This is a genomic window from Streptomyces sp. NPDC006552, assembly GCF_040611655.1.
Taxonomy (GTDB): Bacteria; Actinomycetota; Actinomycetes; order Streptomycetales; family Streptomycetaceae; genus Streptomyces.
Map to the genome: position 1 here is coordinate 1 of NZ_JBEXOS010000083.1, position 15,439 is coordinate 15,439.

11 protein-coding genes and 1 pseudogene are annotated in these 15,439 nt (G+C 74.3%); 10 read left to right on the top strand and 2 right to left on the bottom strand.

Translation table 11 applies throughout. The annotated features are described in order from the left end of the window. The 8 genes and pseudogenes from ABZY33_RS32135 to ABZY33_RS32170 form a co-directional block, all read left to right on the top strand. A pseudogene (locus ABZY33_RS32135) lies at window positions 1-186 on the top strand (hypothetical protein); the annotation flags it as partial. A gap of 193 nt (window positions 187-379) precedes the next feature. Next, window positions 380-544 (top strand): lysine biosynthesis protein LysW, encoded by a 165-nt coding sequence (locus ABZY33_RS32140; RefSeq protein ID WP_356495241.1) that lies wholly within the window; start codon window positions 380-382, stop codon window positions 542-544. Further along, on the top strand, window positions 541-1,419 hold the full coding sequence (locus ABZY33_RS32145; RefSeq protein WP_356495242.1) for a RimK family alpha-L-glutamate ligase: 879 nt from the start codon (window positions 541-543) through the stop codon (window positions 1,417-1,419). The genes ABZY33_RS32140 and ABZY33_RS32145 overlap by 4 nt, the downstream gene beginning before the upstream one ends. Beyond that, complete coding sequence (argC, locus tag ABZY33_RS32150; protein WP_356495243.1) at window positions 1,413-2,447, top strand: N-acetyl-gamma-glutamyl-phosphate reductase; 1,035 nt, start codon at window positions 1,413-1,415, stop codon at window positions 2,445-2,447. The genes ABZY33_RS32145 and argC overlap by 7 nt, the downstream gene beginning before the upstream one ends. Window positions 2,448-2,463: 16 nt before the next feature. Further along, window positions 2,464-3,321, top strand: coding sequence for a [LysW]-aminoadipate kinase (locus tag ABZY33_RS32155; protein WP_356495244.1), 858 nt, complete (start codon window positions 2,464-2,466; stop codon window positions 3,319-3,321). Beyond that, entirely contained in the window at window positions 3,318-4,463 is a 1,146-nt protein-coding gene (locus tag ABZY33_RS32160; RefSeq protein WP_356495245.1) for a M20/M25/M40 family metallo-hydrolase, read from the top strand. Before ABZY33_RS32155 ends, ABZY33_RS32160 begins: the two co-directional genes overlap by 4 nt. Next, entirely contained in the window at window positions 4,460-5,296 is an 837-nt protein-coding gene (locus tag ABZY33_RS32165; protein ID WP_356495246.1) for a transketolase, read from the top strand. Before ABZY33_RS32160 ends, ABZY33_RS32165 begins: the two co-directional genes overlap by 4 nt. Then, window positions 5,293-6,312 carry a transketolase C-terminal domain-containing protein gene (locus ABZY33_RS32170; RefSeq protein WP_356495247.1) on the top strand — a complete coding sequence of 340 codons (1,020 nt, stop codon included), beginning with the start codon at window positions 5,293-5,295 and terminating at the stop codon, window positions 6,310-6,312. Before ABZY33_RS32165 ends, ABZY33_RS32170 begins: the two co-directional genes overlap by 4 nt. A 134-nt stretch (window positions 6,313-6,446) precedes the next feature. On the opposite strand, the gene ABZY33_RS32175 is transcribed toward ABZY33_RS32170, so the two are convergent. Both ABZY33_RS32175 and ABZY33_RS32180 read right to left on the bottom strand, forming a co-directional pair. Continuing rightward, on the bottom strand, window positions 6,447-7,853 hold the full coding sequence (locus ABZY33_RS32175; protein WP_356495248.1) for an FAD/NAD(P)-binding protein: 1,407 nt from the start codon (window positions 7,851-7,853) through the stop codon (window positions 6,447-6,449). 55 nt (window positions 7,854-7,908) lie between these two features. Then, window positions 7,909-10,077 (bottom strand): LuxR C-terminal-related transcriptional regulator, encoded by a 2,169-nt coding sequence (locus ABZY33_RS32180; protein ID WP_356495249.1) that lies wholly within the window; start codon window positions 10,075-10,077, stop codon window positions 7,909-7,911. 381 nt (window positions 10,078-10,458) lie between these two features. On the opposite strand from ABZY33_RS32180, the gene ABZY33_RS32185 reads away from it, so the two are divergent. Continuing rightward, window positions 10,459-11,076 carry a TetR/AcrR family transcriptional regulator gene (locus ABZY33_RS32185; protein WP_356495250.1) on the top strand — a complete coding sequence of 206 codons (618 nt, stop codon included), beginning with the start codon at window positions 10,459-10,461 and terminating at the stop codon, window positions 11,074-11,076. 356 nt (window positions 11,077-11,432) lie between these two features. Next, on the top strand, window positions 11,433-15,317 hold the full coding sequence (locus ABZY33_RS32190; protein ID WP_356495251.1) for a beta-ketoacyl synthase N-terminal-like domain-containing protein: 3,885 nt from the start codon (window positions 11,433-11,435) through the stop codon (window positions 15,315-15,317). Window positions 15,318-15,439 lie beyond the last annotated feature (122 nt).

Genomic DNA, 15,439 nt, shown 5'->3' on the forward strand with positions numbered 1-15,439 from the left:
GCGCCTGACGCGTCCGGAGCGTTGTATGGGGGAAGGCGACCAGGCATGTTCTACCGTCTGCTCAAGTACGTGCTTCTCGGGCCGCTGCTGCGGCTTTTGAAAAGGCGGTGCCCCACCAGCACACCCGCACCCGCATTTTTTCGGGACGGCGAAAGCGCCTCCGCGTTCCCCGGAAAACAGCGCTGACACAGCATCGCGGTGACGTCGTCATCGTGATTACGTCAGCATCCGGAATTCCGCTGGAAACGTACCCGCGGTTCGTTCCTTCATCGATACCCAACCGCCTTGCGGCGCGCTGTACTTGAAGTCGTACGGCAGTACAGGGAGAACCGCTTCGGCGGTCGCACTCCCACTCTTCTCACCTGTGAAGGAGACACCCATGTTGGCCTGCCCCGAATGCGAGACGGATCTGCCGGTGACCGGTGAGCCGAAGGTGAATGAGATCCTCGAGTGCGGCGGTTGCGCCGTGGAACTCGAAGTGCTCACCGTCAGCCCCGTCCAGGTCGGCCTCGCGCCCGAGGTGGAAGAGGACTGGGGCGAGTGACCAGCCGCCCGCAGCCGCCCACCGCACCGGTGTGCGCGGTGCTCGCCTCCAGGGTGCGCATGGACGAGAAGCGCATCCTGGAGGCGCTGGACCGCCGCCGCCTTCCCTACGAGTTCCTCGACTCGCGCACCCTGTGGCGGACCCTGCACGACGCCGCGCCCGTGGCACCGCTCGTCCTCAACCGCGAGATCGGCCTCGCGCGCGCCGTCCACGGCGCGCGGGTGCTGGAGGCCGCGGGCGCGCGGGTCCTCAACTCCGCGCATGCCATCGACGTCTGCGGGGACAAGTACCGCACGTCGGTCGCCCTGCGCGACGCGGGCATCCCGACGCCGCGCACGGCACTCGCCCTGACCCCCGACGCGGCGCTCGACGCGCTGGAGGAGCTCGGCTACCCGGCCGTCATCAAGCCGCTGGTCGGCTCCTGGGGACGGCTGGTGAGCTATCTGCCCGATCCGGCCACGGCCCGCACGGTGCTCGACTACGTCGCCGCCCTGCCCGGCACCGACGCGCACATCGTGTACGTACAGGAGTACGTGCACAAACCCGAGCGGGACATCCGTGTCGTCGTCATCGGCGACGAGGCGGTCGGCGCCATCTACCGCAGCGGGCAGGACTGGCGCACCAACGTGGCCCGGGGCGCTGTCAGTCACCGCTGCCCCCTCTCGGACGACCTGGCGAAGCTGGCGGTACGCGCCGCGCGCAGCACGGGCGCGCAGCTCGCCGGGGTCGATGTCCTGGAGAACAAGGACGGCGAGCTGTGCGTGCTGGAGGTGAACCACGGGGTCGAGTTCTCGGGGTTCCAGCAGGCACACGGCACCGACCTGTCCCTGGCCGACCTGATCATCGACCATGTGGAGGCGAACCTGCCATGCTGAACGTGGCCGTGGCCGGGGCATCCGGCTACATCGGCGGCGAACTGCTGCGCATCCTGCTCGGCCACCCGGACGCGCGGGTGGTCCTCGCGACCTCCGACTCCCTGGCCGGCAAGCGGCTGGACAGCGCCCATCCCAATCTGCGGGGCCGCACGGACCTGACGTTCGTGCCGCACGACGCGCTGGACGGCGCGCCCGCCCTGGACGTGCTGTTCCTGGCGCTGCCGCACACCCGCACCATGGCCGGGATGCGGGAGCACCTGCGCAGGGCGGCCACCGTCATCGACCTCTCCGGTGACTTCCGGCTCCGCTCCCCCGCCGCGTACCGCAGGTACTACGGCGTGGACCACGAGGCCGCCGACCTGCTGGCGTCGTTCGTGACGGGCCTTCCCGAGTACCACCGGGAGGCCCTGCGCGGGGCGGACCGGATCTCCGTGCCCGGGTGCATGGCGACGGCCGGCATCCTCGCGGCCGTGCCCGCGGTCGAGGCCGGTCTGGTCACCGGGGAGGTGCTGGTCGACGCCCGCACCGGGTCCAGCGGCTCGGGCGTCACCGCCGGGCCGTCCAACCTGCACGCCGAACGCAGCGGTGCGATGCGGCTGTTCGCGCCGACCGAGCACCGCCACGAGGCGGAGATCGCCCAGGCGACCGGGGTGCCGGTGCGCATGAGCGCCACCGGCGTGGAGGCCGTGCGCGGCGTGCAGGTGGTGTGCCGGCTGACGCTGCACAAGGAGGTCGACGAGGTCGAACTGCGCCGCGCCTACACCAAGGCGTACGCGGCGGAACCGTTCGTGCGGGTCGTGGCGCGCAAGCGGGGCGACCACCGGCTGCCCGAGCCGAAGATCCTGTCCGGGTCCAACTACTGCGACGTGGGCTTCGCGCTGTCCCGGGACGGCACGCACGCCGTCGCGGTGAGCGCGCTCGACAACCTGGTCAAGGGCGGCGCGGGCAACGCCGTGCAGTGCATGAACATTCGCTACGGCCTCGGTGAGGACAGCGGCCTCGCCTTCACCGGACTGCACCCGAACTGAGGAGGGGACCGCCCCCATGAGCGAAACCATCGTGGTCAAGTGCGGCGGCAACGCCGCCGTGAACGCGGAGGCCGTCTGCGCGGACCTGGCGCGGCTGTCCGCCCCGGGCCGGCACCTGGTGCTGGCGCACGGCGGCTCCGCCGACATCGAGCAGCTGGCGTCCCGCCTCGGCGTGGAGTCCCGCCGGCTCGTCGCGCCGGACGGCATCAGCACGCGGCACACCGACAGCGCGATGCTGGAGGTCGTGCAGCTGGCCCTCGCGGGTTCGACGAAGCCGCGCCTGCTGCGCCACCTCCAGCGGCACGGGGTGCAGGCCGTCGGCCTGACCGGCATGGACGGCTCCCTGCTGCGCGCCCGGCGCAAATCGGCGCTGCGCGCCGTCGTCGACGGCCGCGCCACCATCGTGCGGGACAACCACACCGGACGGATCACCGACGTGAACACGGATCTGCTGGAGGACCTGCTGCACTCGGGGTGGCTCCCGGTCGTCTCGCCGCCGGCGATGGCCGAGGACGGGCGGCCGGTGAACACCGACGCCGACCGGGCGGCGGCCGCCGTCGCCGGAGCGCTCAGGGCGGACGCGCTGGTCCTGCTGACCGGCGCGCCGGGGGTGCTGGCCGACGCCGACGACCCCGCCTCCGCGCTCGACGTCTGCGCGGTGCCGCCCGAGGGGCCGCCCGCGTACCGCGGCGGCGGCATGGGGCTGAAGCTGATCGCGGCCCGCGAGGCGCTGCGCCAGGGCTGCGAGCGGGTCGTCATCGCCGACGGGCGCGCCGAGCGGCCGGTGGGCGCGGCCCTCGACGGCGCGGGCACCCGGGTGACGATCGCCCAGTCAGCCGGCGCCGCCGGCGTACGCAGGGAGCTGGCGGGATGACGATCCAGCAGATCCATGACCCCAAGGTCTCCTCGCAGCCCTTTGCCGTCGGTGTGCTGCGCGACATGCTGGAGGTGGACTCCCCCTCGGGCCAGGAGGCCGCGGTCGGCGCCCGCATCGTGGCGCTGATGCGCGAACTCGGGTTCACCGCCCGGCTCGACGAGGCCGGGAACGCCGTCGGCACCCTGGGCCGCGGCACCGGCCCGCACGTGATGCTCCTCGGCCACATGGACACCGTGCCCGGGCACATCCCCGTCCGTGTCGAGGGCGACCGGCTCTACGGGCGGGGCTCGGTCGACGCCAAGGGGCCGCTCGCCGCCATGATGTGTGCGGCCGCCGGCGCGGCCGCGGGCGGTTTCCCGGGCACGCTCACCGTGATCGGCGCCGTGGAGGAGGAGACTCCCTCGTCGCGCGGCGCGATGCACGTGCGCGCGCACTACCCGCGCCCCGACGCGCTCATCGTGGGAGAGCCCAGCGGATGGGACACCATCGTCGTCGGCTACAAGGGCAAGACGGATCTGTCCTACCGCGTGCGCTGCGAACCGACCCACCCCTCCAACCCCACGCCCAAGGCGACCGAACTGGCCTGCCTGGCCTGGCGGACGCTGCTCGACGTCCTCGGCCCCGACAGCGGCAACCAGAGCTTCGCGACACCCGGGCCCACCCTGGTGTCGATCCGCGGTGACATGACGGTGGCCGAGGCGGAGTTCAGCGTCCGCACACCGCCGTTGTACGACGTGGAGCGGCTGGTGGACCGGCTCGCCGCGAAGATCCCCAAGGGCCGGCTCGACGTGATCAACTCGGTCGCCGCCTGCCGCACCACCCGCTCCGACCCGGTGGTACGGGCCCTGACCGCGGCGATCACCTCCCGGCACCACCGGCCCGCCTGGAAGGTCAAGGCCGGCACCTCCGACATGAACACGCTCGCCGAGGTCTGGGACGTCCCCATGGCGACCTACGGCCCCGGTGACAGCGCTCTCGACCACGCGGACAACGAACACATCCTCATCGAGGACTACTTGCGCGGCATCGGTGTGCTGCGTCGGGCGCTGGAGACACTGGGCGCCGACCGGACACTGCGGACCGCGCCGGACGCGACCATGGAGAGGAGCGACGGCCCCGCGGGGCCGGCCCCGCTATGAACGAGACACCTGTGACCGAGCGGACGACGCGGGTACGGCGCCGTGTCGTGGACATGTGCGCCAATCCCGAGGGCGGCCACCTCGGCGGTTCCCTGTCCCTGACCGAGATCCTCGTGACGCTGTACTCGTCGGTGCTGCGGATCGACCCGCGGCACTGCGACGCGGACGACCGCGACGTGCTCATCCTCAGCAAGGGGCACGGAGCGATCGGCCTGTACGCGGCCCTCGCCGAGCACGGATTCCTCCCGCAGGACCACATCGACCGCTACGCCGAGCCGGACGCGCCGCTGACGGCCCATCCGCACCTGGGCATCCCGGGCGTGGAGTGGCCGACGGGCGCCCTCGGCCACGGGCTGCCCGTGGGCGTGGGCCACGCGCTCGGCTTCCAGCTCGACGGCTCCGACCGCCGCTGCTACGTCGTGATGGGCGACGGTGAGCTTCAGGAGGGGTCGGTGTGGGAGGCCGCCATGGCGGCCGGCACGCACGGCCTCGACCGGCTGGTCGCCGTGATCGACCGCAACTCCTTGCAGATCACCGGCTCCACGGAGGCCAACGCGGCCCTGGAACCGCTGGCGGAGCGCTGGGCGGCCTTCGGCTGGGACGTCCGCGAGGTCGACGGTCATGACTGTGCCGCGCTGGCCGAGGCGCTGCGTCCCGCGCCGCCCGGCTCCGGCCGACCGCGGGTCGTGATCGCCCGCACCGTCAAGGGCCAGGGCATGGCCCAGGTGGCGGGGAAGGCCCACAGCCACTACGCGAAGCTCAACGACCGGCAGCGGCAGCGGGCCCACCGCGCGCTCGCGGCCGCCGCCCACCCGAAGGGAGCCCAGGCATGAGCCTGACCGAGACGATGCCCGCGCGCACCGTGGCGCAGGCCCCGGCGCCGCCGGCGCGGCCCGAGCCGGTGGCGCCCGAGCCGCCCCGGCCCAACCGCGAGGTGTACCGCGACGAACTCCTCGGCCTGATGCGGGCGGACCCGCGCGTGGTCTGCCTCGACAGCGACACCGGGCTGTTCAACCCGGTCGACTGGGCGGAGCTGGCACCGCGCTACGTCAATGTCGGCATAGCCGAGCAGAACCTGATGGGTGTCGCGGCCGGTCTGGCCGCGACGGGCCGGCGCCCCTTCGTCAACACCATGGCGACGTTCGCCACGACCCGGGCCCTGGAGTCCGTCAAGCTGGACGTGGCCCGCACCGCTCTGCCGGTGCGGATCGCGGCGACGCACAGCGGGCTCGCCGCCGGGCACCTGGGCGCCACGCACCACAGCCTGGAAGACCTGGCCGTGATGCGCCTGCTCCCGAACATGACGATCCTCGTGCCGGCCGACGCCGAGCAGACACGGACGATGGTCCGGGCGGCGGACGCCCTTCCCGGCCCGGTCTATCTGCGGCTGGGCCGCGGCGCGACCCCCGCGCTGCCGCCGGGTGTAGAGCCGGCGGTGCCGGGCCGGGCGCAGACGCTGCGGCGCGGCACCGATGTCACGCTGGTGGCGACCGGACCGTACCCCGTCCTGCGTGCGCTGGAGGCGGCGGACCGGCTGGCCGCGGAGGGTGTCTCGGCGCGGGTCCTCAACATGCACACGATCAAGCCGCTGGACGAGGAGGCGTTGCTGGCCGCGGCGCGGACCACCGCGGGCCTGGTGACGGTCGAGGAGCACTGGGTGCGCGGCGGGCTCGGTTCCGCCGTCGCGGAGGTGGTGTCGGGGGCGCGTCCGTGCGCGCCGGTGCTGCGGGTCGGGGTGGCCGACGCGTTCGCGGTGGGCAGCGGCGGGCACGAGCACCTGCTCGCGCGGAACGGGATCACGACGGAGGCGATCCTGGACCGGGCCCACCGGCTGCTCGCCGGCGAGTGAACGCGAGAGGCCGGGGCGGCTGTCGAAGTGCGGTGCGCACTTCGACAGCCGCCCCGGCCGTTCGCGGTTTGCCGTGCGCGGCGCACGCGTGCGCGGCCCGGACGGGGTTGCTCGTCCGGGCCGCGCGTGACGGGTCAGGCGAAGGTGTGCAGCGTGTCCTGGGGCCGCCGTAGGGGGGCGGGTGCGAGCCGGGCCAGGACGCAGGAGGCCAGCCGGGCGGCCTGGGCCCGGATCTCGGGCATGGCCGTGGTCTCCAGCAGGTTCCCGCGCCGGGCGGCGCCGAGCGTCCACAGCGGCGCGGCCGGTCCCGCGCCGGGGATCAGCAGGCCGTCGGGCGTGGTGTCGAGCCCCAGCCCGGCCGGTCCGGGCCGGACCCGGCCGGACCGCAGGAGGTCGTCGACGAGCGGGTTCGCGGCGCGGCGCCAGTCGGCGCGCGGGCCGGTGCAGTTGACGACGGCCGCCACGTCGAGCTGCCACCCGTCGTCGAGCCGCACCCGCAGCCCGCCGGCGCGCGGGGCACCGCGCACGACCTCGCCCGCGCTCACGCGCAGCCCGCCGTGCGCGAGCAGGTCGTGCAGCCGCGCGGCGGTGCCGGGCGCCAGACGGTGGCGGTGGGCCTCCCAGACGCGCAGGTCCTCCCGGAGGAAACGCAGCCGGTCGGCGGCGGGCAGCTGCTGCCACAGGGCGGCGGTCAGCGGGCGCAGTCCATCGAGTCCCGGCCGCCAGTCGCCGCGTTCCCTGCGGCAGACGGCGAGATGACGCCGTACGGCGCGGCGCACCGCGTCGAGGCCGCAGGACGCGTCGAGCGGGCCCGGTGCGAACGGCGGTGCGGTGTGCGCGAGGTGGGCCTGGGGCAGGATGCCGTGGCGGGAGACGGCGTGCAGCACCCGCCGCGGCGAGCCGAGCGTGACCGCGACGTCCACCATGGTCAGGCCGGTGCCCACGAGGAGGACGTCACCGCTCGCGCCGACGGTGTCCAGGGCGCCGGGCGCCCAGGGGTCGGCGAGGAACCGCGGACTCGCGCGCAGCGCCGGGCCGGCCCAGTCGGCCGACGGAGCGGCGCCGCCGAGGGCCAGCACCACGGCGTCCACGCGCACGTCGTCGCCCGATGCGAGTCCGAGGGCCGTGGCGCCGTGCTGGTGGCGCAGCCGGATCACGCGGTCGCGTACGCGGTGCAGGCGGGCGGCGGGGTGGGCGCGCGCGGCCTGCGTGAGTACGTCGTGCAGGTAGCGCCCGTAGGCGCGGCGCGGGACGAAGTCGCCCGCGCGGACGGCCGGGTGGCGCGGCGCGAGCCAGCGCAGGAAGTGGTCCGGGTCGTCGGGCAGCGCGCTCATCCGGCCGGCCGGCACGTTCAGCAGGTGCCGGTCGTCGGGGGTGCCGTAGGCCGGCCCGGCTCCGGTCAGCGGCGCGGGGTCGATCAGGTGCAGGTCGAGGGCGAGCCCGTACGCGGCGGAGGCGGAGATCAGTTGGGCGGAGGCCAGCACACCGGCGGCTCCGGCTCCGACGACCGCGACGCTGCGCGGTAAGGGCGGTGTGTTCATGTGCTGCTCCTGGAGGTGTGTCGGTCGCGGGGGCGGCGGGCCGGGGCGGCGGGTGTCATGCGTGCACCTTCTCCAGGGCGCTGCCGAGCTCGACCCGGGACCCGACGCCGAGCACCGGGTAGATCTTGCGCAGGTGGTAGTTGACGGTGTGCGGGGAGAGGTAGACACGCGGCGCTATCTGACGGTTGGTCAGTCCGGCGCCGGCCAGGTGGGCGATGGTGCGCTCCACTTCGCTCAGGTTCTCCCACCCCGTCCCGCCGCCCCGGCCGCCCCGCACCGGCGCGGTGTGCCGTCCGGCCGTGCGCAGCCGCTGCCGCACCCGCGCCGCGTCCCGGTCCGCGCCGCACTCGCCGAAGGCCTCGAAGGCGTTCTCCAGCGCCTGGATCCACTCGTCGCGGCTCAGGGACCTGGCGCGCAGCGAGACGACGGCCAGGTCCTCCCACGCCGAGCCGCGCGCCCACGCGCAGGCGTGCCCGGTGGCGGCGGAGCGCAGGGCGCCGGGGTCGGCGTGGACGAGTCCGTAGGCGTGCCGGTGCACGGCGACGACGGCCGGTGTCCGGTCGTTGGCGGCGGCGAGGCGGGCGGTGGCGCTCAGGGTGTTCCGGGCGAGCGCGGGGACGCCGACGGCCTGGGCCTGCCGCACGATCCAGGCCGCGGCACCGGGTTCCTCCAGGTACAGGGCGGGGCGGGAGTACAGGTCCCGGGCCGCGTCGGGCCGGTTCAGCAGGGCGACGGCGGAGCGGGGGCCGTGCCGGGCCTCCACCAGCTGGGCGCGGACCCATGCGTACAGGGGGAGTTCGGGGTGGGCCTGCGCGCCGCCGAGCTCCGCGAAGCAGCGGTCCAGGTGGGCGGCGGCGGCGGCGAGGTCGCCGCCGCGCAGGGCGATCAGCGCCGACAGGGCCTGTCCGGCGGGCCGGTGGGGCGACGGGCCGTGCTCCTGGTCGCCGTCGGCGACGGCGCGCGCCGCGCGGTGGGCCTGCGCCGGCCGTCCGGACCTGAGCAGGAGGCGGGCGCGGACGAACGCGGTCTCGTCGGCGCCGGACCCGGCCGGGGCGCGGGCGAGGGTCTCCCACGCCTCGTCGAACTGTCCCGTCGCCGCGAGCTTGTCGGCGACCGAGGCGGCGACGGCGGCGACGGCCGGAGACCCTTCGGCGGTGGAGCCGTCGGTGGCCGCCGGGGGCCCGTCGGTTCCCGCTGACACGGCGTCACGACCGGCGCGCAGGGCCGCCTCGGCGTCGCCGGCCCGCCACAGTTCCTCGATGTGGCGCGCCGCCTCCTGTCCCGCCGCGGGGGTGTCCGGCCGGGGGCCGCACCGCGGGTCCGCGGCACCGGCCGAGGCCGCGTGGGCCTGGCGTGCCAGCTCCGCGCGCAGCAGTTCGCTGGTGAACTCCAGGGCCCCGGTGGGCCCGGCGAGCAGGATCCCGGCGGTGGTCGCCTCGTCGAGGCACGGCTCCAGCTCCGCGGACCTGGGCACCCACCGGGAGCCGTCCGGGCCCGGCTCCGCCTCGGCCGCGAGCCGGCACAGGGCCTCGCGGGCGGCCGGGGCCAGGGTGGCGAGCCGGCCTGCGACGACCTGCCGGACGCGCGCCAACTGCCCCTGGGCCGCCGGGGTGTCGGACGCCGCCGCGCCGAGGGCGGCGGTCTCCTCCTCCAGGCCCCGCGCCAGGGCGGTGATCAGCTGCGGATCGCCGTTGGCCCGGGTGACGAGCCCGGCGACGTGCGGGGGCATCGCGTGGAACCCCATCAGCTTCGCGGCCAGGTCGGTCGCCTGCGGCGGGGTCAGGGGGCGCAGGATCGTGCGGGTCACGATGGTCGGGCAGTGGCGGAACAGGCGCTCCGCGGTGCCCCCGGGCCGCACCGCGAGCATCCAGACCACCGGCTCGCCACCGGCGCGGCCGATCGCCGCCCACAGGTTCCGCTCGGCGCGGGGGGAGAGCGTCTCCACGTTGTCCACGGCCACGAGCCTCGGCGCGTCCCCGGCCGGTGTCGCCCGGGCGGCGGAGGCGTACTCGTCCAGGTCGGCGCGGTGCGCGGCGGACAGCCCGCGCCGGCGGGCCCACCGCACGGCGTCGTCCAGCAGCAGGGTCTTGCCGATGCCGGTACATCCCTCGACCAGCAGCACGACACTCGCGCCCGCCTCCGCCAGCCCTACGGCGGCGGCCACACAGTGCCACGCGTCCTCGTGACCGATGGCCGAACGTTCCGTACGAAGAGACACGCGCATGAGCGGACGCTCCTTGAGAAAGTTCAATAACGTGAACTGGAGTACATTTATAGACGGTGCTTCATGATCACTCAACCCGGTCCCGCGGCATCCAATCGGTCATCTCGGACATAACTCCGGTACGAGCGCCGCGACTTGACCGTTCGTGCAGTTCAGCACGGTGCACTCTCGTCAAGATTGAACTTAAATACATTTTTTGCGCGGGCGATGTGCTGGTCGGATCGACCGGAAGTCGCGCATCTCCCCTTCACTTGCTGGCAAGTTGTCTTCAAGTCGCGCAGCGCACCACCTAGGCGGCGGGGCTCAATGTTGTACTATGGTCCAAGGAGTACAACGGCCCAGGGAGGCGTAACCCTTATGACAGCCGCAGGCTCGGTCCCCATGGGACGACGGGAGCGCAGTAAGCAGCGGGTTCGCGAGGGCCTCTACGCGTCCGCGCTCAGCCTGTTCGCCGAGCAGGGGTACGAGCGCACCACGATCGACCAGATCGCCGAGCGCGCGGACGTCGCCCGGGGCACCTTCTTCAACTACTTCCAGCGCAAGGAGGACATCGTCCTCGCCTGGGCGGACAAGCGCAGGCAGCACCTGGTGTCGACCATGGAGCAGTCACCGCGCGGTCCGCACGACGACGTGACCGTGTACCTGGAGCGCTGCATGTCGATCCTCGCGGAGTTCAACGAGCGGGAGCGGGACGTGGTGCCGGCCATGCTCGCCGCCTGGGTCAGGTCGGGGCGCCCCATCTTCGAGGAGCCGTACACCGCCGAGATCTTCGCCGACATCATCGAGACCGGCCGCGCCCGGGGGGACATCGCCCCCGACGTCGACCCCGCGCGCGTGGGCAACATGCTGCGCGATGCCTATCTGGGCCATCTCTACCGCTGGTCGCAGGCCCCGGAGTCGCACGCGCCGCTGCGCATGGAGTTGCGGGAGATCGTGCGCATCATCCTCTCCGGCTGTCTGTCCTACGCCCGCCGGGGATGGGTCCCGCCCAGCTCCTGACCGCCCGGCCCAGGTCGCGTGGCCGCACCCTTGCGGGGGTGCGGCCACGCGACATTTTTGCGTGCGGCCGGTTTGGCCTCCTGGCACACGGTTAACCGTTCCTGACGGTTCGCGGCGCCGCCTGTCACACGGCGCGTCAGACGTCGGCGGAACGGGCCTGCGCCCTGCCCGCACGTGTCCGCACGCATGGCCTTCGAACGGGCTTCGCACGGGCTTCAGACTCGGTTAACGTGCCATCTATTGACTCCAGGCCAAATTTAGTTCCTAGTATATTTTTGTACCGCGTACCTCTGAGCACGTCCTCGTGGCCCGGCGACCGAGCAGGGCACAGCCTCTACCCCAAGGCGGACCTGGACATGAAGCACGCCGTAGACGAAGGCCCCGCACCTGTAGCAGTCGTGGGGATGGCCTGTCGCTTTCCCGGCGCCGACGACGTGGACGCCTTCTGGGCCAACCTGCTGGACGGCGTGGACGCCGTGACCGCGGTTCCACGCGAACGATTCGACATCGACCGTTACGTCACCTCGCACACCGGGGTGCCGGGCCGGACCGTCTCCGCCCAAGGCGGCTTCCTCAACGACGCGTTCGGATTCGACGCCGCGTTCTTCGGGATCTCACCGGCCGAGGCGCTCCGGATGGATCCGCAGCAGCGGCTCCTGCTGCACCTGACCTGGGAGGCGTTAGAAGCGGCGGGGATCCGCCCGTCCAGCCTGGCCAGGACGCACGCCGGGGTCTTCATCGGCCAGGCGACCACCGAGTACGGGGAGAGCGGCGTCCCGGCGCACCAGCGCGATGTGCACGACGTGGTGGGCAGCCGGCTGCGTGCCATCACCTCCGGCCGCCTGTCCTACCTCCTGGACGCGCGCGGCCCCAGCGTCGTCCTGGACACCGCCTGCTCGTCGTCGCTCGTCGCGGTGCACAGCGCACGCCAGAGCCTGCTCACCGGGGAGTGCGAACTCGCCGTCGCCGGCGGCGTCAACCTGGTCCTCACGCCCGACGACGCCATCGCCTACTCACAGGGCGGCATGCTCTCCCCCGGCGGGCGCTGCCGGTTCGGGGCGACCGACGGCGACGGCTTCGTGCGCAGCGACGGAGCGGGCGTGGTCATCCTCAAACGCCTGCGCGACGCGGAGCGCGACGGCGATCACGTCCTGGCCGTGCTCCGGGGCTCCGCCGTCACCAACGACGGCCGCGCCAGCGGACTGCTGCTCCAGCCCTCCGTGGACGGGCAGGTCGACATGATCGAGACCGCCTGCCGCAGCGCCGGGATCACACCCGGCCGGCTCGACTACGTGGAGGCGCACGGCACCGGCACCTCCGTCGGCGACTCCGTCGAACTCCGGGCGCTGGCCGCCGCGTTCACCGGGAGCGACCCGGACGCCCGCCCGGCGCGGCCGCTGCTGACCGGTTCGGTGAAGACCAATATCGGCCACGCCGAGGCCGCCGCGGGCATCGCCGGCTTCATCAAGGCGGTCCTCATCGCCCAGCACGGCGAGATCCCCGCGTCCCTGCACAGCGCCGACCTCCACCCGCTCCTCGCGGACGGCGAGCTCCCGGTCCGGCTCGCCCGCGAGACGACACGGCTGCGCCCGGCCGGGGACACCGCCCTCATCGGCGTCAGCTCCTTCGGCCTGTCGGGGACCAACGCGCACGCGGTCATCGGCTCCTACCGTCCCGAACCCGTGTCGCCGCCGCGGCCCGGACCCGGCGACCCCGACGACGCGTCCGCACCGCAGCTGCTCGTCCTGACGGCCAAGTCCCGTTCCTCGCTGCGGCGTGCGGCGCTCGCCCACGCGCAGCTGCTCGAGACGACGGCCGTCGACGGGCCCGGCCTGTCCGCGATCTGCGCGACGGCCGCGCTCCGCCGCGACCACCTGCCCCACCGGATGTGGGCGGTCGCGCAGAGCGCCGCGGAGATGGCCGGGCACCTGCGCGCGCTGGCCGCGGGTGAGGACATCGCGCGCGGCGGCACGGCGGCCGAGCGGTACGGCGAGCCGCCCCGGACCGTGTTCGTCTTCCCCGGCCAGGGATCGCAGTGGCCGGGCATGGCGCGCCAGCTCCACCGGCACTGCCCGGCCTTCCGGGCGCGGCTGTGGGAGTGCGACGCCGCCGTCGCGCGCGAGGTGGGCTGGTCGGTGGTGGAGGAGCTGCACGCGGACGTCCTGCCCCGTGAGGTCGAGCGCGTGCAGCCTCTGCTGTGGGCCGTGGAGGTCGCCCTCGCCGCCGCCTGGGCCGGGCTCGGTGTGGTGCCCGACGCGTGCGTGGGCCACAGCATGGGCGAGACCGCCGCGGCCTACGTGTCGGGCGCGCTGACCCTGCGGGACGCCGCCGCCGTCATCTGCCGCCGCAGCCGGCTGATGCAGCGCACGGCGGGTCTGGGCGGCATGCTCTCCGTCGAACTCGGCGCGCAGGCCGCGGCCGACGCCACGGCCCCCTATGGCGGGTCGATCTGTGTCGCGGCGCAGAACGCGCCCAGCGCCACGGTGCTCGCCGGGGACCGGGACGCCCTGGCCGGCCTGGCCCGGGACCTGACCGCCCGGGACGTGCTGTGCCGGCCGGTCAAGGTCGACGTGGCCTCGCACTCGCCGCTGATGGACGTGGTGCACGACGATGTCCTGGACGCGCTGGCCGACCTCGATCCGTCGGCCCCCGCCGTTCCGCTGCTCTCCACCGTGACGGCCGAGGCGGTGAGCGGCGCCGCCCTCGACGCCGCGTACTGGGCGGACAATCTGCGCAGCCCCGTCCGGTTCGCCGACACCGCCGCCGCCATGGCCCGTACGCGCGACAGCGTCTTCGTCGAGATCAGCCCGCACCCCGTCCTCACCGGCGCGCTGGACGAGATTCTCAGCCGGACCGACAGCACGGCGATCGCCTCACTGCGCCGCGACCACGGCGGTCAGGCCCAACTCCTGTGCTCACTCGGCCAGTTGTTCGCGGCCGGTGCCCGGATCGACTGGCGGCGCGTGCATCCCGAGCCCGCGGTCTCCGTGCCGCTGCCGCACTACTCCTGGGACGTGGCCCAGTACCAGCACGACCCCTCACCCGACCTCGCGTCGCCCTGCGTGCACCGGGCCGGCCTGCGGGATCTGGGTCTTCGCGCGGAGGACCGCGCGGTGAGCCTGCACGGCACGGCGCCGGTGCCGCCCGTCGTGTACCTCGCGACGGTCCTGGCGGCCGCGCGCGAGGCGGCGCCCGAGGGCTCGTTCTTCCTGGCCCACGCCGAACTGGGCACCGAGCCGGTCGAGATCCCGGCCTCCGGCGACGTCACGCTGTGCACCACCATCAGCCCGCCGACCCCGGACGGCACGCGGCACGCGGTCGTCGAGGCGGCGGTGGGCCGTTCCCGGCCGGTGCTGTGCGCCACGGCCCTCGTCCGCGAGAGCGAGGCCACCGCGGACGCCGACGCCTCGGCCGTCCTGGACGAGGCCCTGGCCCGCTGCCACCAGTACGTCAGCGCCGACACCTTCTACCAGGTGACCGAGCGGCACGGCCTGGTGTTCGGTGAGTCGCTGCGCTCCGTACAGCAGTTGTGGCGGGGCGAGGGCGCGGCGGTGGCCCGGATGCGGCGTCCCACGTCCGCGTCGCCCGCGGCGTGGGAGGCGGCCCTGCAACCGCTGCTCGCGGCGGCGCCCGCCGCCGAGGCGCTGGCTTTCGTCCCGCGCGCCTTCGGCCGCGTACAGCTGTCGGCGGAGCTGCCGGAGGAGTTCTGGAGCGTGTGCCGGCTGCGGGAGGCCCACGGCGCGGCGCCGGCGGAGGCCGACGTCACCGTGGTCGCCGAGGACGGGCACGTGCTCGCGTCCTTCACTGGCATCCGGCTGCGTCGTCTGCGGGCGCCGGCCCGGACCACGCGGGCCGCCCGTCGTTTCCGGCTCCGCCCGCGCCACCGGCCCTCCGCCGTCGCCGTGCCGACGGCGCGGGCGCAGGCCTCGACCGCGCCCCCGCGGCCGGACACGCGCGTCGACACGGAGGCGGCGGCGAGCACGGCGCAGCAGCCGCCCGCGTCCGGGCCGGTGCGCACCGCCCGCCCGTTACGGGACCTCGCCGGGGCTGCTCTCGGCATGGCGGCCTGCGACCTCGACGGCCGGCGCCCGCTGAGCGACTACGGCCTGGACTCCCTGATGGCCGGCCGGATCCGGCTCCAGCTCGCCCGTGACCACGGGCTCGAGGTGACGGCGGGGCAGCTGCTCGGCGCCCACTCCCTGGCCCGCCTGGAGGAGATCGCCGTGCCACTGCCGGGCTGACCCGGCGCGGTCCGCGCGCCGGCGGGTACAGGTCCGGTCAGCCGGCGGCGGCCGCCCGGCGGCTGCGAAGATCACCGTGCCACTGCCGGACTGACGCGGCGCGGTCCGCGCGCCGGGCTGGT

Bases quoted from the DNA above. Each gene is read 5' to 3' on its own strand.
- ABZY33_RS32140 (WP_356495241.1), top strand. From the start codon at position 380: ATGTTGGCCTGCCCCGAATGCGAGACGGATCTGCCGGTGACCGGTGAG.
- argC (WP_356495243.1), top strand. From the start codon at position 1,413: ATGCTGAACGTGGCCGTGGCCGGGGCATCCGGCTACATCGGCGGCGAA.
- ABZY33_RS32155 (WP_356495244.1), top strand. From the start codon at position 2,464: ATGAGCGAAACCATCGTGGTCAAGTGCGGCGGCAACGCCGCCGTGAAC.
- ABZY33_RS32160 (WP_356495245.1), top strand. From the start codon at position 3,318: ATGACGATCCAGCAGATCCATGACCCCAAGGTCTCCTCGCAGCCCTTT.
- ABZY33_RS32165 (WP_356495246.1), top strand. From the start codon at position 4,460: ATGAACGAGACACCTGTGACCGAGCGGACGACGCGGGTACGGCGCCGT.
- ABZY33_RS32170 (WP_356495247.1), top strand. From the start codon at position 5,293: ATGAGCCTGACCGAGACGATGCCCGCGCGCACCGTGGCGCAGGCCCCG.
- ABZY33_RS32175 (WP_356495248.1), bottom strand. From the start codon at position 7,853: ATGAACACACCGCCCTTACCGCGCAGCGTCGCGGTCGTCGGAGCCGGA.
- ABZY33_RS32180 (WP_356495249.1), bottom strand. From the start codon at position 10,077: ATGCGCGTGTCTCTTCGTACGGAACGTTCGGCCATCGGTCACGAGGAC.
- ABZY33_RS32185 (WP_356495250.1), top strand. From the start codon at position 10,459: ATGGGACGACGGGAGCGCAGTAAGCAGCGGGTTCGCGAGGGCCTCTAC.
- ABZY33_RS32190 (WP_356495251.1), top strand. From the start codon at position 11,433: ATGAAGCACGCCGTAGACGAAGGCCCCGCACCTGTAGCAGTCGTGGGG.